Source organism: Corynebacterium matruchotii, assembly GCF_011612265.2.
Lineage (GTDB): Bacteria > Actinomycetota > Actinomycetes > Mycobacteriales > Mycobacteriaceae > Corynebacterium > Corynebacterium matruchotii.
Genome location: NZ_CP050134.2, coordinates 2,752,661 through 2,775,452, shown reverse-complemented (window position 1 = coordinate 2,775,452; position 22,792 = coordinate 2,752,661). Strand labels below are relative to the sequence as shown.

Sequence of the window (22,792 nt, the reverse complement as noted above, 5' to 3'; positions counted from 1 at the left end):
AGTTTTCCAGTGTTTTTATGTGATCTTTTTTCATAATGTCACAGGTTCTCAAATTAATTATCGAAAACATGAACGGTATAATTGAAAATGGTAAATCAGCTATTTACCGACATATTCCTTATTAATCTTCCGGTTTTCCGGTAATAACCAGAAAAACCGGCACCGTCTTCTCAGCTATATCGAGAAAGTAAAGCATACCATACAAATCATTGTATAATACACAGCTAATATAAGCTGGGGAAATAATGGAATACTCCCAAGTTCTAGGGCATGCGATAATAATTAGCGCACATCTGAATGACAGGGCACCGTCACTCGGGATCGTAATAGAAAATATTTTCGATTAGCTCTATTTTTCATCACGCTTCATTACATCGCCAACGTAGCGAAAACTCCACCTGTCAACCGTGTGGACACCACCCTGGTTTTTATTCAGTCAGTTCTCGCCAGCTTCCGACACTTCTCCAGTCTCTAGCCAATGGCTATCAACGCCGGTGATCGCCGCGATGGCCAGTAATTCCCCACGCCGCGGTTCACGAACCCCTTGCTCCGTCTTGGCATACGTGGCGCGGCCAATGCCGATCTTTTTGGCCATTTCTTCCTGGTTGAGGCCGGCGTTTTCCCGGGATATCCGCATGCGTTGCTGTAGTGACATCACTGGTATAGATCCCCTTGATTCCATATGGCCAGGTTAGCTAATCGACTGGAAAAGCACAATGAAACTTATTCGGTGACCAATAATAATTAGGAGGTGTGTTCGTCTGGCGGATGAGGTGCCCGAAAAGCATTCGTTTTTGGCGATTCCCCCGTTTCCAACCAATAGCTGTCGACTCCGGTGGCCAGCGCAATCAGCAGCAATGTGGTTCTGCGTGGCTTAGTGCTACCTTGCTCAATCTTGGCGATCCCCGGCCTTGATAGCCCTGATGCTTCCGCCAGTTCTCCCTGGCTTAGGCTCGCATGCTCCCTTGCCAACCGGACCCGATGCCGTAGTTCAAAGACCGGGATGGCCCCAGGGCTATATAAGGTATTCATACGGTTATTTTATCACTCCATGACCCTTAGTAACCAATCATCAATATAAAAATATCATTTCAAATACTTACCCCTTGAAATACGGAGGATTTAAGTGTAAAAAGATGTATATGAATACTAAAGAAGTGATTGAATCTGGAAGCAAGGTTTTAGGCTAGGCTTCATCAGCAATATTTCATCATCGTGGAATGGTTTTACTTGAGTCAGGTGATTTTGTTTTTGAGATGCTTCTGAATAGCGAGAAGTTATCCACTTCTGCTGGGAGTTTCGTAATCCGCCGCCTCCAGCTGGCGGTGGATGTCGTGACTCTTTGCAAAAGTATCTGCGAGAGCCACTAGTTAGTAGTCAACCTCCGTCCTGCTTTCTCATCCTAGTACAGGACACGATAGAAAATATCAACAACTAGGACCGCTAAAGTGCTTCTAGCAGCAATCCTACATCGAGAGCGGCGATGTGGGGCCACCGGTAACCTGGCCTTTTACCTGGTGGTGCGAACCTACAGAAGCCGTCGCATATGGAGGTGCGACGGCTATTAGGCGTGGGGTGGCGACGGAAGCGGTAAAACTGGGAAAATTCCACTGGGGAGGCCATTTTAGCCAGGGATCCCCTAGGGGGATCTCTATAAAAGCCATCTGGCACCTGTTATGTCAAGGGAAATCAACTACGCTTCTATGGCTTCCCCTAATCACTGTTCCCAATACTCTCTATAGGATCTGTTATCTCACCATCCTCATCAACCACTCACTTGTACTACTTAGAAATAGATTCGACAATTCTGGCAACCAGGAACCAGCCCCGCTCAATGATTTTCATTGCACACCATGCAATAACTGCGAATGGCGGCCACCCGGACAAGGAGCCGCCATAGCGCAAGATTTATTGCAATTATGAGTGCTTGGTGTGGGCCTTAAACTTGGTCACTAACTCATCTAACTGGGATTTGAGCTGGTCATGTCCGGCCTCAACGTCGTGCTTCACATGCTCCTCAAACTTGTCGAGCACATTCTTGAGTTTCGTTTCAATAGCGACGTGATCCGCATGCGACTGGTCGTCATCACCAGCGTGATGATGCTTCACGTGCTCGTCGAACGCCGCATTGACATCCTGTAATTGTTGTTTTAAAACCTCATGGTCATGGGGGCCAGTCTGCTGCACGTGAGAGTCCAATGTGGTTTTTACCTTGTCGATGAGCTGCTCTAGGTGTTCGTGTTCTTGATGTTCATTATGCTCAGTCATGCCGCCCATTATGGCACGACGCCGAAGAAAGCTACAGGGCACATGAATAAAACGCTTTAGACAACGTCGTAAAGCTATGGGGTGCTGGCGGAGAACACCGCCAACGTCACCGGGATCACCGTAATCAGCACCACGGCTATGGCGAAGAGTCCCCAGGTGAGCTTCGCCGGCTTGTGGTACATGTAGCTGGCGAACGATCCGCCGAAGCAGAGAAATCCCATAAAGACGCTTCCCATTGTGGCGATTGTGGTGCTGTCCATGTGTGCTTCCTATAGGCTCGGCGGCGGGTTTTGGGGATGTGAGGAATATTGTCACGCAGCATCACCCACACCAGCATTAATAATAAACCGCCGCGGATAATCAACATGAAATCCAGCATGCCGCCCGGCAGCCCCAGGTGGTCTTTTCCCAACATATGCAGCGCCTGCACATACCATAGCACTGCTTCTACCGCCCCCCAGGCAAAGACCAGCCGCCATTTCGGCACCGCTAGCACGATGATTGGCACCAGCCATAGGGAAAACTGGGAGCTCCACTCTTTCGTGCTCAACAGCCACGCAACAAGTAGCAGGAGCGTGACCTCGGGGACACCGGGTGTGCTGGGGGATTGGCAGATCACCGCGATAATCATGACCAGCAGGACCGAGAACATGCCAACCGTCACCAGGTTGAGTGTGGTGGCGCGGTCAAACCCTAACCAATTCGTCTCCCGGATCAGTAGCGCAAAACCGGACTGCCAGTCCCACATTTGCAGGTACACGTCAACGAAGTACCGAAACCATGTGTGCGGAAACAGTACCGCCACCGGGATGTTGATGGCCGCCCAGCTTAGAATGGTGAACTGCGTGCATCGCAGGGTTTCCCACCACTGGTCGTTGCGGCCGGCAATGATATACAACGCAAGTAGTAAAAACACCGGCCATATTTGGGCGCTGATGCCCAGGCCGATGAACACGCCCGCGTACCCGAAGTGTTGGCGGGACAGGCACCATAATGCGCCCACCGCGGTGGTGATAGACAGGATTTCCCAGTGGGTGAATGCGTGCACAATCACCACCGGTGAACAGGTGAGCAGCAGCGTGTCCCACACCCGGCTGCCCGTCAGGTCTACCATGATCCGCACGGTAATCATCCACAGTATCGATAGCGTCACCGCGGTCACCGCGAAGTACACCACTGGCGGCGCTATCTGCAAACCCACCAACCGCACCACCACACCGACCATGCCCGAAATCCAGTACATGACCCACCCAAAGAGTGTCGACAGGACTGGGCTTTTGGGGGCGTCCGCTACAGGCACATTGTAGGGGAAGTTGTAGGAAAACTGGGTGTAGCCGGCAATGGTATCGCTGTAGCAGGCGGCGGTATATTGGCGATTCCCGGACCAGTTCAATAGCGCCTCCCCAGCCCCGGTGGTAGCGCCTGCCCCACCGCTACTACCAGCGCTTCCGGCGCCGCCGAGGCCGGCACCTGGCAGTACCGATTCCAGGCAGTAGGCTTTGCTGAGGTATGCCAGCCCTAAAAATATGACAGCGAACATGAGGAGCACCCGCAGGGGCGTCCAGTATCGTTGCGTCCCCACCTGGGCATAGCGGCCGAGTTTGCCACCAATGAATTCGATAAAACCCGCAGCCATGGGTTCCTCGACTGCGGGTGAGTATCGGTTGTGTACGGTGGCGTTCATCGCGCTTTAGCGTAGCGCAGTTTTACCCCGTTGGGCGGTTACGCTCGCCATAACCGCCTCATTATTCTTCAATCTCATTGATTTTGGGTGGTGTTCTGCCCTCGGGGATTCTCTAATTGTTGCTGTAAGTCTTGGAGATTCCCCGGCATGGTGCCGGGCATGTTATTGGGCACGTTATTGGTCACATTCCCCGGCAGGGTAATGTCTGGCAGCCCAGGAATTTCGATGGTTTCTTGCCGCCCGGTGTTGGTGTCCGGCGTGTTTGTCACGACGGGTGCCTGCTGGGTCGGCACCGACTGTGGTTGCGCAACCACCGGGCCGATGGCGCCACCGCTACGGGTGAAGCCCATGGATTCCGCGGCCGGGAAGGTTTCGGCCGGCTGCCCTTCGAGCGCGCCATCCATAATGTTTTTCCACACGGTTGCGGGCAGGTTAGCGCCGTAAATATCGGCGCCGTATTGGCTAATCAGCGCTTCGCCACTGTCGGTGCCGGCCCACACTGCGGTGGCGAGTTGCGGGGTGGCGCCGATCATCCAGGCGTCCTTGTTTTGGCCAGTGTCGCCCAGCTGGGTGGTGCCGGTTTTCGCGGCGGAGGTGCGACCGGCAAGGTTATTGCCGCCAGACCACCCGGCGATGGGTGCCATGGCTTCGAGCACGTTGGTGGCTACCTTTTTTGCTAGACGACGCTCGCCCGCGCCGGCATCGAACTGGTAAAGGACCTGCCCGTCCGCGGCTTCCACCCGTTCCACGAAGTGTGCGTCATGGTAAACCCCCAGGTTAGCGAGGGTTGCCAGGGCGTGGGCCATGTCGAGAGGCCTGGACTGGTATTGGCCCAGGGTAATGCCTTCGAAGGGGGCGGCTCCGTTTTCAGTGAGGGTTTTTTCAATGCCGGGCAAGGACCTAGCGACGCCGAGGGCGTGGGCCATGTCGGCCGTATCTTGGGTGGTGTGGGCCAGTTCCCCCTGCAACCGGAGGAATGGGGGGTTGAGTGATCGTTTGAGGGCTTCCTTAATGGTGCAGCCGCCCCGGCACCCGCCGCCGGGCACCACGGTGTTGGGGAGTTGGTAGCTGGCGTCGGAAACCACCTGGCTAGTGGGGATGCCCTGGGATACCGCAGCTGCCAGGGTGAAGATTTTGAAGGTGGAGCCGGTTTGCAGGGGGGCGTTAGCATAGTCCCACCCATTGCCGTCGTTACCGCCAAAGTAGGCGCGAACCGCGCCGGTTTTTGGTTCCACGGACACCGCGGCCATCCGCACGTTTTCCCGCTGTTTGGCCAGCTCGGCATTGACCATGTCGACGGTGGTGTTTTGGGCTTTCATGTCGATAGTAGTGGTGACCTTCAGACCCCGGGTTTGGACTTCGCTTTCATCAATACCAAGATTGCCCAGCTCGGCGAGCACCTGGTTTTTAATGAGCCCATTGGGCCCAGAAACTTCGGGCGCCTGTTCCGGGATGGTGGCCGGGTCGATGGTTTCAGGGTAGGTTTGAGAAGCCCGGTCGGAGGGGCTGAGCCAGCCTTCTTCAGCCATGCCATCGAGCACGTACCGCCAGCGTTCCTCCGCCTCGGCGAAGTTGTTTCGGGGGTCAAGCTGGCTGGGCCGCTGAATACAGGCCGCCAGCACGGCTGCCTGGCTGGCGTTGAGTTCCTGGACGGGGATGCCGAAGTAGGCGCGGGCGGCGGCGTCGATGCCGTAGGCGTTACGCCCAAAATAAATGGTGTTGAGGTAGGCGCCGAGCACTTCTTCTTTGCTCCACTCGTTGGCCATTTTCACGGAATACACTAATTCTTTGGCCTTACGCTTAAAGGATGACTCGTCGCCCACTAAGGTTTTCTTCACATATTGCTGGGTGATGGTCGAACCACCACCGGCGGAGGAATTGCCGGTCAGCTGGCCTAATATAGCGCGACCAAACCCGGTGAAGGAGAAGCCGCTATTGGTGTAAAACTGCCGGTCCTCAGCGGCTAACACGGCATGCTGCACCACTTCGGGTATTTGTTCGAAAGGCACTTCTTGGCGGTTGCCATCAGCTGGAACGATGCGGGCCAATTCGGTGGTTGAATCGCTGGCATAAATATGGGAGATCTGCTTGTTCTGTAACTCACTGGGTTTCGGCACATCCGCCATGAGATAAGCAACCATAAAAAGAAGAAATGGGCTTAAGAACATGACGAGTATAGTGCTTATGACACCAATTTTTAGCCATTTATTGCGGTTTTTCTTCTTGCTGGTGGGCCGCTTTTTATTGCGGGGTCGACTAGGCCGCGAGCCCACGGGTTTGCGAGTGTTGCGTTTGTTTGTCACGACAGTTCTTCCTCAATGTTAAGCAGCCTTGATTAACCTATGACTTTAGTATGTTCTCTAGCGTGGTCACACTCCCGTTCGAGATGGTTTTAACCCCGTGTGTTAGCATAATCACCACTCAGGGGCTTTATGTGTTAAGTATCACTTTTATAAGAAGGAGCTGCAATTGCAGTCATGAGTAAATAATTCCATTTGCAGTTCGTGCACACCTCGACTCGGTGGACGGTAAAGGTTAATCCGGCGGCTGCAAATTGTTCAATTTCTGTAAGTGATCGAGCACTGCCCGCCGCTCGTTTTAATTCGTCGCCATAGACCCACAGCACCTCTCGAAGGTTGGTTTTGTTACAGATAGGACAGGGAGTGGATGCCGGAACTCCATGAAACTTAGCCGCAGCTAGAAGCAAGGAATCAGCATCGCAAATAGTATCTTGTTTCACCTTGTTAGCCCGCCAAGCGGCGAGGGTTTTAGCCCGGGCAAACCGATGTGAAATTTGGCCTTGAAATTCCACCACCCCATACAGTGTAGCGTCATTGATGCATACTCCTAATCTTTACCACAAAAGGGAAAATTACCCCCATCTGAACCAAAGATTCTTCTGACATTACTGTAATAATGCAGCCTATTAAAGGTTTATAAAATACCTTGGAATCAATCATAAAATCAAAGTTTTTCGGGGTTTCCGGCATCTCGGGCGGTAGGTTTGTTGACAAACCGATAGAATGTGTTTCATGACATCACAAGCACATCGAGAGTTGGCGGCACGGATTCGGCCCGCCCTAACTAAGTTGTACGTATTATATTTCCGACTAGCGGAAACGTCCGATCTCACGGGTCCGCAATTAACGATTTTGAGCCGGCTCGATAATGAGGGCCCGGCGCGCATCAGCCAGATCGCTAAGGCTGAGGGGATTCGTATGCCTACGGCATCGAATGCTTTGCACCAGTTAGAGGACCGCGGCATGATTGAGCGGATTCGGGAGGAGACTGACCGTCGTGGTGTCAAGGTGCAGTTGACGCCGTTTGGTAAGTCTGAGTTGGAGCGGGTTGGTAATGAACGCACCGCCTACCTAGCAAATATGCTGGCAGCTTTACCAGAGGAGAAGCTGGGCGACATCACCAAACTGGCCAATTTGATCAATGAACTATCAGAAGCCTATGACACCGAAGAAGCACTTAAAGCGTTCGAAAAGGCATCTCGCCGCTCCAATGTTCAAGCGATTTTGGACGGCACTCTCGACAATAACTAGTGACGTTTCCGCAAGCGCCAGGGTATATAGGTTTACCCAATGGCGCTTTTTTGATACTTTAGTTTGATTCTATTTTCCCTTGTTGATCGCTATAATTCGGGTATGATCCCCCACGCAATTGTCACCGGTGCTAGCCGTGGCGTGGGCCTGTCGGTCACAAGGTTATTGCTCGATCGGGGCTATCGAGTATTTGCCCATTACCGTACTGCCCCAGCCGATCTCCAGCATTCGCGGTTGACATGGTGGCAGGCGGATTTTTTGGTTCCGCTTGACGACGCCGCCCCGGGCGTCGACAAGCTTGATGCGCTGGTGCATTGTGCTGGGATTGCGAGCGTTGGGCGGGGCCAGTCGCGGGAGGTTGCGGCGCAGCATATGGCGGTGAATTATTTGGCGCCGGTGGAGTTGACGCAACGGTTCTTGCCGGCGTTGCGGGCTGCGCGGGGGACGATGGTGTATCTCAATTCGGGGGCGGGCAGGCAGGCTGCGGCCGGTTGGAGTGCTTATAGTGCCAGCAAGCATGCGGCGCGGGGGTGGTGTGATGCGTTGCGGGCCGAGGAGCCGGAGATTCGGGTGACCAGTGTTTTTCCCGGTCGGATTGCTACGGATATGCAGCGGGCGATTCGGGCCCAGGAGGGGTTGCCGTATATCCCGGATGAGTATCTTGATCCGAATACCATTGCCCGGGTTGTGGGGGATGTGCTAGAGACGCCACGTGATGCAAGCCTTACTGATGTTGTTGTTCGCCCTGCCTTGCCCCCGTTGTTGTAAAGGGATCCCATGTTGAATCAATCGTATCTCGATCACCCAGAGAATGACCTTATTACCGATGCCGATTTCACCAATATGATGCGGCCGGTGCCGCGTGATTTTGATGAGTTGGCGGATGCTCCGGACCCGCTGGTGGTGGCGCAGGCGAATCGGCGTTCCACTCGTCAGGCTATATTGTGGGCGGTACTCACGCCGGTGGTGACGTTGCTGGTTGCCGGGTTCTTGGCGGTGGTGGCTCGGATGCAGGGTGGGGAGTATTGCGAGGCGGGGACGGCCACGTGGTTTTGTTCGCGGCAGGCGGAGATTTGGTGGCCGTTTGCCACCAGCATGATTCCTATCGCTAGTATGTTCGGCACGGCGATTATGATGTATCGCAAATTAGTGTCGTATACCAGGTGGCGGCCGTGGATGGGCACGTTTTGGTTTGTCATCCCCTTTGCCATGTTGTGGATGACTACGACGTTCCAAATGGCCCTGATGCATCATTAATAGGTGAAACCTACATTATTGGCTTGTGGTAGCATGGTGTGCTTTCTTATCAATGAAAGGTCCACCAATGAAAGCCACACTCATGTTCGGTGCCGGTGATGTGCGCATCGCCGACGTTCCCGAACCCACCATCAAACACCCCACCGACGCCATCGTGCGCACGGTCCGCGCCTGCGTGTGCGGCTCCGACCTGCACCCCTACCACAACATGCCCCGCAACGATGCCGGCAACCCCATGGGTCACGAACTCATTGCTGTCGTGGAAGAAGTAGGCAGCGACGTCACCACCGTCCACCCCGGCGACTTCGTCATCGTCCCCTTCGCCTACCAAGACAACACCTGCGTCTACTGCCAAGAAGGCATGCAAACCTCCTGCATCCACGGCGGCTTCTACGGCCAACCCGACCCCGGCGGACTCCAGGCCCAATACGCCCGCATCCCCCTCGCCGACGGCTCCATGGTGAAAGTCCCCGGCATCAACCCCGACACCGCCAACGACGAACTGCTCGCCTCCCTGCTCACGCTTTCCGACGTCTACCTCACCGGCTACCACGCCGCCCACATGGGCGAAGTCACACCCGGCAAAATCGTCACCGTCATCGGCGACGGCGCCGTCGGCCTCTCCGCGGTACTCGCCGCCAAATCCCTCGGCGCCGAACGCATCATCCTCATGGGCCGGCACAAAGACCGCACCGACCTGGGCCGCGAATTCGGGGCCACCGACGTGGTGGCCGAACGTGGCGAAGCCGGCATCGCCCAAGTCATGGACCTCACCGGCGGCTACGGCTCTCACGTGGTACTCGAAGCCGTAGGCCACATGCCCGCCTACGACCAAGCGGTAGGCGTGGTCCGCCCCGGCGGCATCATCTCCCGGGTTGGGGTTCCCCAATACGAAGAAGCACCCATCGGATTCGGCTCCCTCTTCGGCAAAAACGCCCGCCTGGCCGGCGGCCCCGCACCAGTCCGCAACTACCTCGAAGCAGGGATCGCCGACGTGCTCTCCGGCAAAATCAACCCGGGCAAGGTCTTCGACCTCACCCTGCCGCTCGAACAAGTAGCCGACGCCTACCAGGCAATGGACTCCCGCACCGCCCTCAAGGCCATGCTCACCCCCTAAAACGCTTCCGCCTGCACCGTCAACGAAATCGTACGATTCCCCCCGGGCTCAACTACCACCCCCTGATAATCCTCACCCAACAGTGCCGGCTCCACACACACAAAATGCCGCCACTCGTCACCAATATCGGCAATAGTGTTCTCGCCCGGGTTCCACACCACCACACTATCCGCCGCCGACGAACTCACAATAATGCGACGCCGTAACCCCGGGTCGGAAATCACATACTCATAATCCCCACCCCGGGTAATGCGATCATACTCACCAGCCGTAAACGTCAAATCCCCCTGCTGGGTCACGTGCGTCTTCGTGACCGCGTCATACACATCGGCGCCATCCACCCCAGACACCGTCACCTTCTCCACATCGGCAACCCGGAAATACGGGTGAAACGCCAACTGGATCTTCCTAGGCTCATCACCCACATTCCGGGCACTATACGTCATGGTGAACCCAGTCGCATGATTCACCACAACCACCTGAAGTTCCAGACCATCCTTCGTGATCCGTGCGGTAGCGTCGTCGATAAGCTGCCACTGCGACACCCGGGCCCACCCATGCTTCGGCTCCTGGCCGGTGAGCGCCGCAAACCACGGCCCAATAATCGGCACACCGCCACGAATCGCCCCCGGCCCATCAAGTTTCGCAACCGGGCTCAACCACAATAATTCGCCAAGCTTATTATCGACGCTAGTCACATGCGCGCCATGCGCTAAAAGTTTTGATGCCATGGTTGACATTTTTCCATCAAAACCCCACCCCATGGGACGAAGGTGGTCAATACCTCACCAAACACTAACCCGCCACAGCAGCCACCTGAGCAGCAACTTCGGCGCACTCCTCCCGACCACAATGCCGCGTCGCCGGGTTCGCGTAACAATCTTCACACATCAGCACCAAATCCCGACAATTATCCTCATTCACACAATGCTCAAACTTATTAGTCGGCTTACCGCACTTACAATGCCCCAACTGCACAAACCCCGGGTCCTTCGTGCCTAACCCAAACTCCATATGCATGCGCTTGTCAAACACATACAACGACCCCTCCCACAAACCATGGTTCCCATACTTCTCCCCATAGCGCACAATCCCCCCATCAATCTGATACACCTCGGTAAACCCACGATTTTTCATCAGCGCCGACAAAATCTCGCACCGAATCCCCCCAGTGCAATACGACACCACCGGCCGATCCTTCATCCAATCATATTTGCCGGACTCCAACTCCCGAATAAAATCATGCGTCGTCCGCACATCCGGCACCACCGCATTCTTAAACTTACCGATCTGGGCCTCCATCGCATTCCGCCCATCAAAAAACACCACATCATCGCCGCGATCCGCAACCAACTGGTTCACCTCCTCCGGCTTCAAATGCACGCCCCCACCAACAACACCATGCTCATCCACCCGCAGCTCCTGCGGCGCCCCAAACGCCACAATCTCATCCCGAACCTTCACCGACAACTTCGGAAAATCATCGGCCCCACCAGCCGACCACTTAAACTCCGTGTCCTTAAACCCCGGATACTCCCGAAACTTCCGCACATACCGCTTACAATCCTCCATGTCACCCCCCAAGGTGCCGTTAATACCATGCTCCGAAATCAAAATCCGGCCGGTAAGACCAAGCAGCTCACACAGGTCACGCTGCCACAACCGCATCGCCTGCGGATCCGCAATAGGGGTGAACTTATAAAACAGGAGAATCTTGCCAAGGCTCATGCCTTCCCAGCCTAGTAGCCAACAACACGGCACCCCAAAACCCACAAAAACCTCCCCGAACCCAAAAAGTCCGGGGAGGTAACACGCGCCTAGGCGGCAAGCACCAACAGGCTCACTACGAAGCCTCCACGCTGCCGGAATGCGGACGCAACCCATCAATAGATGTGGTTTCACTCAAATTTATCCTGGCGACACCACCGGTAAACTCGCGGCGGAACAAATCCCCGTCACGAATCACATCCGAGGTGGGATCACCAAGATCAACCTCGGGAACCAACGGCACACCATTGAAATCATCGGCGCCCGTCGCCGCAACCGATACCTCACGCTGCGGGAAAAACACCCACGCCGCCGCCAACGCCAACCCCAAATGGCGAATATAGTTACGGTTCGCGCCTGGGGCCCGGAGAATAATCTGCCCCTCGGCCTCATTCAAACGACGGGCCTGCTCCACGCACTCATCGGCGCTCAACCACCCATCGCCGGCGCCGCCCCAACCCAACCAATTGGATTCGAACACACCACCGAAGCGGCCCTGACCCCGCCAATTACCATCCCGAGCCGGGAAATTCGGCACAACTATCTTCCCCATGGAAGTCAACCGGTCACCAGCCCGATTGAACAGCTTTTCTATGCCCTCATACATTTGTTCTCTGTCCAATTCGTGGCGGAAAAACCTTTCATCAAGATCAGAATCAACCACCACCCCGTCGAACGGGCTATCGACCATCTCCGCGGCAACACCACCCAACCAAGCCTGCTGGTAGGTGAGATCCCACACCCGCTGGTGGTCACGACCCTTGTGCGAAACGCGCCGGGTCAGCCGGGCGCTCGTGCCCAGGTTCTGGGCCATGACTGGATGTATGCCGGAGGTGTAAATCGGGCCTTTTTCTTCGGCCGCGGCGGTGGGCACCGAGCTGAGATTCTTATAGGCCAGCACCTTCATGTGCGGGTTGTGCTTTTTAAGATTGTGGGCGGCGCGAAGCTCCCACGGGTTCAGAATCGCAACATGGTACCTGCCTGCGGCCTTTTTCAACTGCCACGACGATATCGGATGCCCATGCCGAACCCAGGAAAGCCGGGGATGCGGTTTTAATGGTTCCCCGGATTCCGCCGGGGTTGTCTCTGACTCGCCGGTCGCCGATGCGGCACGGCTGAACTCGGGGAACGGCACAGCATCAATGGCTTCAGCAAGGTTGACCTTGGGGGCCGCAGCGGCTTCGGGAGCCTCGGCGGAGTTCACCGATTCGGTGCCCCCAACCTCGGCTGATGCGGCATCAGCAGGCGCAGCGTCTGCCTCAGTAGATGCGACTTCGAACGGGTCTTCTGATGTGGAATTAATGGGTGAATCTTCAGGCGTAGAGATGTCAGCCACCTCCTCTAGTAGCTGGTACGAATGTGGTTATACGCTCACTGCCATAAGCCACCAGAACCGCCACGAACAGCACACGATACATCAGAATTCCGTCATGATTGTGCCCCAGCATTGTTTTCAACAAAGCCATTGCACAATCAATAACGTTTCCGCGGCACCATGTACAACCGCAGCATCATCACGGCACCATCGCCATGCCACCAATTACTTTGTGTTTCCCTGCCCCAAGATTGCGATAGATCGCGTTATAGCGACGCATAACCTGTGGCAAAAGGTAAAAAGCCTTGATGCGAGCGAGGGCATTTTCATGCCATGCACGATAAAGTTCTGGGCTTTGCGTAAGCTTTGCCATAAGTGTAGCAAGAGCCGCTGAATCACCGGGGGGAACTAATTCCCCACTTGCACCAATCTTCTTATGCTGCGCATCCGATAATTCTTCGGTGACTAGAGCGTTCATGCCGCCCACACTGGAGCCAATAATTGGCACACCCATGGTCATGGCCACGAGTGCCGCATGGGGTTGGCTCTCCTGGAAACTGGGCACTACCAGTGCATCGTATTCGTGCATCACGTCGCGGGCGTCTTTCACATCACGCAACCGCACATAGTTTTCTACCGACAATTGCTTAATGTGAGCAACACAACGCGAATAATATTCCGGTTCGTCGGTGGTGCTGCCGTCGGCGGGCTTGAGCAGGTCGACGCGCACATCGGTTTTCCCACCATCCACCATCAATTTGACCGCATCAATGAGCTCGATGATGCCCTTGCTCGGCTGGAAATCTCCCACAACTGCGAGTTTCCAACTGATTTTGCGCTCCAGCTTCGGCACTGCCTGCTGCCGCCAAATGCGGGGAATCTCCAGGTCTTCCCACTCAATACCGTCAGGAAGAACTTCCGCTTTCTCCTGGGCGCCGCCTAGCTCTTGGGCATCGGTAACAGCCTGCGGATACAGGTAAGTAATCAACTCTGCTTCTGCATAGTTTAATGCCCCAAGTTCGAGCCACCACTGGGTCCAGAAGCGTTCGAACGTATCTGTGGTTAGCTTTAGTGGTGCTTCACTAGTAACCCGCCGGTTGAGATCCCGGCTCAATAGTTTGTTAATGGAGTCACGAATATTCAGGTTGTGCTCGGTGAGGAAGAATTTGCCCTTGTTCTGCACCGCACCTGCCGCGGCCACGAGGCCGGCATTGCCACTGGAATGCGCGTGATACACCCGCGCAGTAGGCAGCACCCGATCGAGTAGCGTATAGATCCGCAAGAAGAAATTATAGGCGAGGTCGAAGAGCTGACTGAGGCTAATATCATCGGCTTTACCTGCGGCTTTAATTGCGGCGTTCATGAATTCCCGATGCCCAAGCGCGCCCCACGCCGACCATGTGCGGGTTTGCGGATTGATGGCGTTCTCGTACAACGCATGCATCGGTTCATGGTTGCCGGTCACCGATGATTCAATAGCGTCAAGCACTTCTCGGACTTGCTCATCGGTCACCGGTGACGATACTAGGCCGGAAAATTTTTCCGAGACTTCCGTCGATTCGAGATAAATCACGTCAACCCACTTCACATTTGCGGGAAGCTCAAACATGCTTTTCGCAGGTGCGTTCGAATTATCTGCGATGTGGATAACGCCGAATGTGAGGTCCGGATTGTGCCGAATAATGTTCTGCACCGATACCGCCGTATCACCCGCCGTAAACGGATATGTGGATTCCATCACAACCGCAATATCGACCTCCTGTAACACCTGACTGTCGCCTGGAAAGCGGTACACCAATGATGGCCCGCCCACCTTGGATTTCTTCTTGTCCTGCGGTTTCTTTGACCCCAGCTGTGGCATGGACGCCCAAGCGCCCCACTCGCTCAATTCGGCTTTGAGCTTGTCGACGTCCACAGGTTTCCGCGCCTTCGACGGCTTTACCGGCGGAGCCTCAGGGACGGCGGGCGCGGGGGTGGTGACAGCCGTAGGGATCCTGGCGGGCGCCGGCGCTGCCTCCGGTGGCGTCGAAGATTCTGGGGCTGCCGGAACTTCCGGTGCCTCCGGCACAGTCGACGCAGTTGGCGAGGTTGGCACAGTTGGTGTTACCTGTGTCACTGATTCTGAGACCCCTGCTACCCCCAATGTGGGGTCCTGTATGGCTTCGGGCTCGGGCTCCGGCGACGCCAGGGGTTGCCGCACTATTGCGGAAAACGGGTTAGTGGATGGTTTCAGATCCGCCTGGTGTCCAATGATGAGCGGCTTTATGACCCCCAACTCGTCGGATGCCTCCGGCTCTTCCGGCTCAGGTTCGGGTTCAGGTTCCGGCTCGGGTTCAGGTTTCGCCGCCGACTCGGCCTTCGACGCCGCCACTTGGGCCCCCAACTCGTTAAAGAGTGGGGTGTAGTCGAAGTCATCGTCATCATCGAAATTAGTGATGGTGGGCGGCAAGGGGGTAATGGGTTTCAGTGAGCTGAAACCATCAGTCCATATGCTTGATGTGGGCAGTTCTTCCCCAATGCCGGTGGTTTCCGGGTCTTCCGGCACTTCCACCGCCTCGGTTGGTTCGGCAGCTTCAGTTACTCCCGTTGCTTCAGACTCAGGTGCTTCGGCCGCCGGCGGTTCCGCCGACACAATTGGCACTGGTGACTCGTCAGGTTCCGTAGGCCGGGATTCCGGTTCGGGGGCTTTGACGAAATCAAAGCTGCCGAGCATGGATGATGCCTGCTCGTGTTTGGGTAATTCCGGCTTGATGGTTGCGGAATCCGATGTATCGGACACTTCCAACGTGTCCGGCGCATCCGATGTTTCAGGTGCATCAGGCACGTCCACGTCCGAAACGTCCGGCGTAGATGGTGCGGTTGGCACGATTGGTGTCGATGCCGCCTGCGGTGGGGACGCCGGGGTCTTGGATACCGGTGGGGCCGATTGCTCGGGTGTTGCAGGTGCCGGCTCGGGTTCCGGTGTGACGTCCACGGTGGGCTCCGGCTCCGCCACAGTGGGAGTCTCAGCCGCCTTGGGGGGCTTCGGCGCCACGGGAGCCTCGGGCTGCACCTGAGGAGCTTCAGCCTTTGGGGCAGGCTCCGGCTCGGAATCCGGTTCGGACTTCGGCTTAATGAACTTGAAATCATCGAAAATAGATGCGGGTCGATCCTGCTTCGACGTTTCGGGTTTCGGTCGGGACGTCGGCTTCGGTGGCTTGGGTTTCTGTACCGGTGGCGGTGTGGGATTATCCATCATCGTGAACCCACTGAAAATGGATATCGGATCGTGCGACTGGGTCTTCGACTGCCGAAAACCGCCGGTAGACGGGAACAGCGGCTTGTCCGGGATGTCGGGGTCGTCACCAGATGATCGTGGTTTCGAATTTGACGATGGGAACAGCGGAGTCTTGGGCTTCTCTACGTCAGAGTCATTTGCCAAATGCCGATTCGGATTTGTTGACGATGATCGGGACGGGAACAAAGGTTCGGATGGCTTGGCCGTCTCCATGGGACGTGTGGGGGGCCGCTCGTTATGCCATGACGGAAATAGGGGGGTACGTGGCGGCTCGGGATCGGATTTTTCCGACTTTTCCGAATGCCACGATGGGAACAGCGGAGTGCGAGGCTTCTCCGGCTCATCGGCCACCTTGGGAGGGGTGGGCATGTCGGTGCGGGAGGGGAATAAGGGTTCCTTCCGCAGCTGCCCACTGCCTTTAATAGCCGATTTAGGTGTGGTTGGTCGGCTTGCCGGCTTGGGATGATTGAGTTTTGACGCATCCCGCGATACGTCCGTCGGCAAGCTCGATGTGTCTTTATCGTTTTCATTATTGGGCATCATGCCACCGCCTTTTGCCAGAAGAGTTCATATGGTGCATCAACCACGCTGCGCTCCACTCGGACCGCCGCTAACATAGCCACAACCGACGAAACCAACAACGCCATAACCAAACCCACCAATGGTGACAGGAATGCGAACGCCACCGTCACCAATACCAAATAGCCGCCAGCACCAACCGCCGCGTTCACGTGCCGCCGCACCTGACTTAACTGCGCCATACTGACATATGCCGCCACCAATGTGGCCGGCAACAAGAACAGCAACAAACTGGTGTACCCATGTTGAATGCCAAAAACACCACCCATGAGCAACGAGCCTAAACTTGCAGACGTGCTGACCGCAATAGTGCTAGCCACCAAATAGGCCAGGTTCCCCCGAGAATTTGAAATATCGCTCCCCAATTGCGACAACGGCCGGTGGGCCACATCATCCACTAGCTGGTCAAAACTGTGCTGCAAGTCCGGGAACTTCGTGGCGTTACACACCGCGAGCGTCACCGTGACGGGAATAATGGCGGTGTATGCCAGCCAAAGGTTTTCCTCGTTCGGCGTGAGCACCAGAACCAAGAATTTATCCATCCACAGCACCCCACCAATGAGCACCCCATACACAGCCTTGGCCAGCATACTTTGCAGATCCATGGCGGGAGCCCGGAATAAACCAAGCAGGCCCTTCCCAAGGAAGGGGATTTGCAGCACCGCGCCGGCGAGAGGGGCAAGGTACCAGAATCCGGGGAGGAAGAAGAACACCGCCCCGTAGGCAACCCAGCCGGCCACGACCGCTTCCTTGCGGATCTCCATGGTGGGTATGAGGCAATGCAGGAAAAACACATTACTCATGACGCCGGCAATATAGAGGCCAACGTTGCCGGCGGACCAACCACAGATAAGAAGGAGAAGCGAAAAAATCCCCACCGGGATGAGCGTGAAGACCAGCATGAGCAGCCAGCCGCGGCAGAATTCCCGAACAAAATCCTGCTTGGCCTGTTTATCCGTGCCGGACAGCCTAGCCACCGGCCGAAACGCCGGCAGCATTGCGGTACCAACCAACCATGGCGTGGTGATGGCCACAAGCACCACAATGGTGGTTTGCGCACCAAGTTGCTTGGTCACAAAGGGCAATATTGCAAGCAGTAAGGCCGTGGGGGCTAGATTCATGATGATCTGCCAGGCACGCCGATTCGCTAAAAGCGCCGCCGCCACCACTACAACGGCAACGATACCGACAATGAGTGCCACCATTCGCTCAGGTGGGTAGGTGACATACCAAGCCCACCCGGCGCCGGTACCGATCAATGCGGCCACTGCAATGACCAAATACACGATTAGCGGCAAGCTGCGGGTTGTGGGGCGCTTACTGGACACGAATTTCTCCTTGTTCGACAAAGCAACTGCTTGTGGTCAAGCACGCAACGCGAACCGGATGTTTCTATATCAACTCCGATTCTGTGAGTTCTTAAGCTATGCAGTTACTGCCTAAGTTTAATAGTGGCTGTTCGAAACACCCACTGCGACCCACCTAGGGGTAGGCATAATACTGGTATTTATTACTTTTTCTTGCCCCCACGATGACATGCCATCCATAAGTCATGGTTTATACGAGCACGGTGCGAGGGCATTCCCCAATTCGCGCCACACCCCCGCAGCACCCCCATAACCCATTCTGAACAGGAAGTTTATTGGGGTACCCGCCCTCCCCCTCCTTCCCTCCTTGCTTGACGACGCCCTCCCGCACGCAAACCCCATCCCCTGCGCCCACCGCGACCGCATATTTGCCACATGCCGAACGCCCCAGATGTACCAAATGTGCCAGATATGCCTTGTATATGTGGAGGCTGACACGGCCATATCACAATGCTACATGCTTCCTGAGCAGGGAATCTGCTATAGGATCCGCCCAACGGCACTGCCCACGACAGAAACCCCGCTTAGCACCCGTGAAGTAGTAGGGCTGCATATTATCTAAGCGGGGTTTCCGGTTTAGGCGCCTTGTTTCGGATGGGGCGCGCCAGCCTATTGGGAGAAATCCCGCTTAGAACTCTTGCAACTCCAGGCTGTGGTGGGGCGACGCGGATAGCAGGTGTTCTAAGCTGCGTTTCTGTCAAAACGTGGTGCTTTTGAAGCGTCTCTGGGAGGGTTTTGCAGCTTAGATATTGTGCTACGGCATTGGCTGCACTAGTGCTGAGCTGTAGTTCCGGGTAGCAGGTGTGCATACCAGCAGGAGTAGCAACAGGCAAAAACCCAAAGTCAAGCTCAGCACTTCTGCTAAACGGGGTTTCTGGTTTCGGGGCCACCTACGAGTACCAGTTTCAGCCAGAAACCCCGCTTAGAACAATTGCAGCCACGAGAAAACACGAGTAGTAAGCGTTCTAAGCTGCATTTCTGGCAAAACCCAAGACGGCCAAGCTCAGCTGGGAGGGTTTTACAGCTTAGGCGTAGTGCTACATAGTCGGCTGCACGGATGCTGAGCTTGAATTTGGGCAGCGTGAAGTAGTAGGGCTGCATATTATCTAAGCGGGGTTTCTGGTTTAGGTCCTGTGTTTCGCCTGGAGCGCGCCAGCCCATTGGGAGAAACCCCGCTTAGAACTCTTGCAGCCCCAGGGAGAAACGGGTAGTGCATGTTCTAAGCTCCACTTCCGCCAAAACCCAAGGCGCCCAAGCTCAATCGGGAGGGTTTTACAGCTTAGAGATTGCGCTACAAGGCCAGCTGCACCAGTACTAAGCTTGAGTTCAGGGTAGCAGATATACGTAACAACAAGAGAAGCATGGGGAGGGAATCCGAAGTCTAGCTCAGCACTTCTGATAAGCGGGGTTTCCAGTTCAAGGAGCACCCAAAGGCATCAGTTTCAGGTGGAAACCCCGCTTAGCATTCATGCAGCCTCGTGGATACACGAAAGCAGTACTGTTAGTAATTGTTCTAAGCTGCGTTTCTGTCGAAACGTAAGCCCCCAAGCTTGCCACAGGAGGGTTTCGCAGCTTAGAAGAACAGCTACAGGCAAGCTTGGTGCCGCACAAGTGCTGAGCTGGAGTTTGCGGCCGCTAAGGTGCTGGGGCCGGCCCCGAGGATCTCCCTGCAGCATGAGAAAGCAACGCGGCTCCACTAGTAGACATGCTTTGGACGGGGAATGGGACTAGACTACACACCTATGCCTGAAGGCCACGTCATTCATCGTCTTGCCCAACATCTCAATCGTGAATTCACGGACACCAGCCCAATAGTCACCTCGCCGCAGGGCAGATTTGATGCCCAGGCCCGAACCCTGGACGGTCAGCCATACCTGGAGTCGGATGCCTATGGGAAACATCTGTTTATCGAGTTTGATGTTTCCCAACCGGAGCGCATTATCTATATACATTTGGGGCTCATCGGTTCGTTGCATTTCGAGGACCCTGCGGAAACCAAGGGGCAGATTCGGCTGCACATGGCCACCAATACTATTGCTGCAAACCTGCGGGGGCCACAGTGGTGTCGGCTGATTACGGCGGAGGAGAAGGCGGTGGCCGTCGATAAGCTGGGGGCGGATCCGCTGCGGGCCGATGCGGACCCGAAGCCCATTAAAGAGAAGGTCAATAAGTCGAACCGGAGTATTGCGTCGCTGCTTATGGATCAGTCGTTGTTTCCTGGCGTGGGCAATATTTACCGTGCTGAGACGCTATTTCGGCTGGGGATTGACCCGTTTAGCAGCGGTAAGGATGCGGATTTCGACGCGATTTGGGCTGATCTGGTGCAGCTCATGGCCGAGGGGGTCAAGGCGGGGCGCATCGACACCGTGCGACCCGAACACACGCCCGAGGCAATGAATCGCCCGCCGCGTGTCGACGACCATGGCGGGGAGGTATATGTGTATAGGCGTGCCGGTCAGAAATGCTATATATGCGGCACACCTATCAACGAGCAGGTGATGGAAGGGCGGAATCTTTTCTGGTGCCCCACCTGCCAAAAAGGTGACTAGCCTGCGCTTTCTCTTTTACGCTTGGTTACGACGTACTTTTGGATGGCGTCGAGCGTGCCGAATTCGGCAAGCAGCTGGTAGGCGGTGGACAGGTCGTCGTCTTCCTCGGTCACCCCGAATCCTTCTACTGCTTCTATGCGACGCCGTAACGTTTGGCGCTCTTCTAACCAATGCTCAATTATTTCGGAAAGCCGGGTTCCGGTATCGGCGAACAGGGCATTTGTGCGATTGAGCTGGATGATTGCCCAGGTCTTGTCGCTCATGCCGACGGAGTTCATTTCCTCAACAGTTGTTCCGAATAATTGTGCGATTGCGAGGGCTTCGGCGACTCTAGCGATTCGGTCGCCTTTTTCAATCCGCGCCAACACTGTGGCGTGCATGCAGTAGCCGATTTTGTCTAATTCACGCAGCAAATCAGCCCGGGTCCACCCGCGAGCTTCACGCATTTGCCGGACTGTATCGCCGAATAACTCGGAGTGGTCGACCCATGAAGTATTGTTCATACCTCAATTTTTACCGGAAAAACCAAGCCAGCATTTTGAGCGTCTCACCTGTTCTCTTTTTCTTTAAGCCTATTTAGAACATCTTTTTGAATAGCTTCAAATGTGCCAAATTTAAGTAATAATTGATGAGCAGTAGATAGATCTTCATTACTCTCGGCTAATCCCAACTCATTAGCCCTTTCTACATGTTGTTGCAATGTCTGTCGTTCCTGTAGCCAAGAACTCACTATCTCAGTAAACCTCGCCCCAATATCCGCGAATAGCGTATTTGAATGTTTGAGATAAGCAAGCAGCTGCTTTTCCTCATCCATTCCTACAGGACCCATCTCTTCAACAGTCACACCGAATAATCGGGAAATGATAACTGCCTCATGAACCTTTGCTATCTGCTCGCCTTCCTCGATTCTTTTTAATGTGGTTGCGTGCATGTAGTAGCCGGTTTTTCCTAGTTGCCGTAAGAAATCTGCTCGTGTCCATCCTTGTGCTTCCCGTAACCGCTTAATTGCAACACCAAATGATTCAGGATTTTCACTTATAAATACCGGTTCAGTCATACCCTAATTTCTACCGCATGACAGCACTAGTCCCAGAGCACTCACACCCGTTATGGCACAGTCACGAGAATCTAATTAGTATGTGATTATATAGGAACGTATCGTAAATAACACTTTTAACTGCAAATATGATGCAGCAACCGCCTCTGGCAACGATGAGGAGCCCACATGTCCATCTATTTTCCGGTCGACGTCAATTTCTACGACAGTCCCGAATTCTTCGAAGTCAATATGTCCGCCCGCGGCCTCTGGGTCACCTGCGGCACCTGGTGCAAACGACACCTCACCGACGGGGTCATCCCCGCCAAAATCGTCCGCCATCTTGGCGGCACCGTGCGACAAATTAAGACACTCATCAAGAACAATGTATGGGCAGAATCCGAACAAAATGGAACCAAAGTGTACATCTTTTGTCACTGGTTTGAACACAATTTGTCCCGAGAAGAGGTGGAAGAACGGCGCAGAAAATGGCGGGAATCAAAACAGCGATCACGAGCCCAAAACCGGCCTGAACAGCGAAAACCAGCAAAACCACAAAACAGCCCACCTCAGGATGTCCACCACAATGTCCACGATGACGTCCCTCGCGTAAGAGAAGAAGTAATAGAAGAGAATAAGAGAGGAGGGGGACAGGTCACCGCCGATCCCCCGCCCAACCCCGCAGCGGCCCGCTGCCCCGACCATGCGCACATCCCACCAAACGGCTACGTGCCGGCATGCCACGCATGCCGGGCCGAGCGGGAAAGAGCCGAAGCCTTGGTGGTGGAGTGGGAAAACCGGGAGGCTGAGCGTCGTAAAGCGAGCATTGCGGCGTGCCCACACTGCGACGACCGCGGCATGGCCCAAACCGAAGACACCAACGGAAACAGCCTGGTCATCCGGTGCGCACACGATGGGCCACCCCCAATCGTGCCGGCGGTGGAACCCGAACGCCACACACCCCCACCGCCGGAAGTGCGCCGAAGGATCGCGGGGTTAGGGCGACGTGCGGCATCGTAAAAACC

19 protein-coding genes and 1 pseudogene are annotated in these 22,792 nt (G+C 55.3%); 6 read left to right on the top strand and 14 right to left on the bottom strand.

The genetic code is table 11. The features are described from left to right. Positions 1-436: 436 nt before the first annotated feature. The 7 genes and pseudogenes from HBA49_RS12370 to HBA49_RS12345 all read right to left on the bottom strand — a co-directional run bounded on the left by HBA49_RS12370 (position 437) and on the right by HBA49_RS12345 (position 6,767). Entirely contained in the window at positions 437-655 is a 219-nt protein-coding gene (locus HBA49_RS12370; protein ID WP_172458850.1) for a helix-turn-helix transcriptional regulator, read from the bottom strand. Between the two features lie 89 nt (positions 656-744). Beyond that, positions 745-1,032 carry a helix-turn-helix transcriptional regulator gene (locus tag HBA49_RS12365; protein WP_081455696.1) on the bottom strand — a complete coding sequence of 96 codons (288 nt, stop codon included), beginning with the start codon at positions 1,030-1,032 and terminating at the stop codon, positions 745-747. An 885-nt stretch (positions 1,033-1,917) separates the two neighbouring features. Further along, positions 1,918-2,268, bottom strand: coding sequence for a hypothetical protein (locus HBA49_RS12360; protein WP_225866070.1), 351 nt, complete (start codon positions 2,266-2,268; stop codon positions 1,918-1,920). Positions 2,269-2,342: 74 nt separating this feature from the next. Next, positions 2,343-2,528 carry a hypothetical protein gene (locus tag HBA49_RS13070; protein WP_225866071.1) on the bottom strand — a complete coding sequence of 62 codons (186 nt, stop codon included), beginning with the start codon at positions 2,526-2,528 and terminating at the stop codon, positions 2,343-2,345. Positions 2,529-2,824: 296 nt separating this feature from the next. Further along, a pseudogene (locus tag HBA49_RS13065) lies at positions 2,825-3,493 on the bottom strand (glycosyltransferase 87 family protein); the annotation flags it as partial. A 533-nt stretch (positions 3,494-4,026) separates the two neighbouring features. Then, positions 4,027-6,255, bottom strand: a complete 2,229-nt coding sequence (locus tag HBA49_RS12350; RefSeq protein WP_005526866.1) for a transglycosylase domain-containing protein — start codon at positions 6,253-6,255, stop codon at positions 4,027-4,029. 134 nt (positions 6,256-6,389) lie between these two features. Then, positions 6,390-6,767, bottom strand: a complete 378-nt coding sequence (locus HBA49_RS12345; protein WP_005519142.1) for a DUF5318 family protein — start codon at positions 6,765-6,767, stop codon at positions 6,390-6,392. A gap of 217 nt (positions 6,768-6,984) precedes the next feature. Here HBA49_RS12345 and HBA49_RS12340 point away from each other — a divergent pair, with 217 nt between their 5' ends. From HBA49_RS12340 to HBA49_RS12325, 4 genes are all read left to right on the top strand, one after another. Beyond that, positions 6,985-7,503, top strand: coding sequence for a MarR family winged helix-turn-helix transcriptional regulator (locus HBA49_RS12340; protein ID WP_005526817.1), 519 nt, complete (start codon positions 6,985-6,987; stop codon positions 7,501-7,503). A gap of 102 nt (positions 7,504-7,605) precedes the next feature. After that, positions 7,606-8,271: an SDR family oxidoreductase gene (locus HBA49_RS12335; RefSeq protein WP_040432134.1), complete on the top strand. Its 666-nt coding sequence runs from the start codon at positions 7,606-7,608 to the stop codon at positions 8,269-8,271. A gap of 9 nt (positions 8,272-8,280) precedes the next feature. Next, positions 8,281-8,760: a hypothetical protein gene (locus tag HBA49_RS12330; RefSeq protein ID WP_005526901.1), complete on the top strand. Its 480-nt coding sequence runs from the start codon at positions 8,281-8,283 to the stop codon at positions 8,758-8,760. Between the two features lie 67 nt (positions 8,761-8,827). Beyond that, positions 8,828-9,877 carry a zinc-binding dehydrogenase gene (locus HBA49_RS12325; RefSeq protein ID WP_005526724.1) on the top strand — a complete coding sequence of 350 codons (1,050 nt, stop codon included), beginning with the start codon at positions 8,828-8,830 and terminating at the stop codon, positions 9,875-9,877. Here the strand turns inward: HBA49_RS12325 and HBA49_RS12320 are convergent. The 5 genes from HBA49_RS12320 to HBA49_RS12300 form a co-directional block, all read right to left on the bottom strand. Further along, entirely contained in the window at positions 9,874-10,608 is a 735-nt protein-coding gene (locus HBA49_RS12320) for an aldose epimerase family protein (protein ID WP_225866072.1), read from the bottom strand. The genes HBA49_RS12325 and HBA49_RS12320 overlap by 4 nt on opposite strands. Positions 10,609-10,672: 64 nt before the next feature. Next, positions 10,673-11,605, bottom strand: a complete 933-nt coding sequence (trhO, locus tag HBA49_RS12315) for an oxygen-dependent tRNA uridine(34) hydroxylase TrhO (RefSeq protein ID WP_040432138.1) — start codon at positions 11,603-11,605, stop codon at positions 10,673-10,675. A 115-nt stretch (positions 11,606-11,720) separates the two neighbouring features. Further along, complete coding sequence (locus HBA49_RS12310) at positions 11,721-12,980, bottom strand: putative glycoside hydrolase (protein ID WP_005526728.1); 1,260 nt, start codon at positions 12,978-12,980, stop codon at positions 11,721-11,723. Positions 12,981-13,158: 178 nt separating this feature from the next. Beyond that, positions 13,159-16,779 carry a GT4 family glycosyltransferase PelF gene (gene pelF / locus HBA49_RS12305; RefSeq protein ID WP_225866073.1) on the bottom strand — a complete coding sequence of 1,207 codons (3,621 nt, stop codon included), beginning with the start codon at positions 16,777-16,779 and terminating at the stop codon, positions 13,159-13,161. Beyond that, positions 16,776-18,143 carry a hypothetical protein gene (locus tag HBA49_RS12300; RefSeq protein ID WP_005526773.1) on the bottom strand — a complete coding sequence of 456 codons (1,368 nt, stop codon included), beginning with the start codon at positions 18,141-18,143 and terminating at the stop codon, positions 16,776-16,778. The genes pelF and HBA49_RS12300 overlap by 4 nt, the downstream gene beginning before the upstream one ends. 1,781 nt (positions 18,144-19,924) lie before the next feature. Between HBA49_RS12300 and HBA49_RS12295 the strand changes: the two genes are divergently transcribed. Further along, complete coding sequence (locus HBA49_RS12295; protein ID WP_005526913.1) at positions 19,925-20,731, top strand: Fpg/Nei family DNA glycosylase; 807 nt, start codon at positions 19,925-19,927, stop codon at positions 20,729-20,731. Here the strand turns inward: HBA49_RS12295 and HBA49_RS12290 are convergent. Then, positions 20,728-21,234: a helix-turn-helix domain-containing protein gene (locus tag HBA49_RS12290; protein ID WP_005526889.1), complete on the bottom strand. Its 507-nt coding sequence runs from the start codon at positions 21,232-21,234 to the stop codon at positions 20,728-20,730. The two genes, HBA49_RS12295 and HBA49_RS12290, sit on opposite strands and share 4 nt — an antisense overlap. 44 nt (positions 21,235-21,278) lie before the next feature. Beyond that, entirely contained in the window at positions 21,279-21,788 is a 510-nt protein-coding gene (locus HBA49_RS12285) for a helix-turn-helix domain-containing protein (RefSeq protein ID WP_005526794.1), read from the bottom strand. Positions 21,789-21,956: 168 nt separating this feature from the next. On the opposite strand from HBA49_RS12285, the gene HBA49_RS12280 reads away from it, so the two are divergent. Next, the gene (locus HBA49_RS12280; RefSeq protein WP_005526645.1) at positions 21,957-22,787 is read left to right on the top strand and encodes a hypothetical protein; all 831 of its coding nucleotides are present in this window, start codon (positions 21,957-21,959) and stop codon (positions 22,785-22,787) included. Positions 22,788-22,792: the final 5 nt, after the last annotated feature.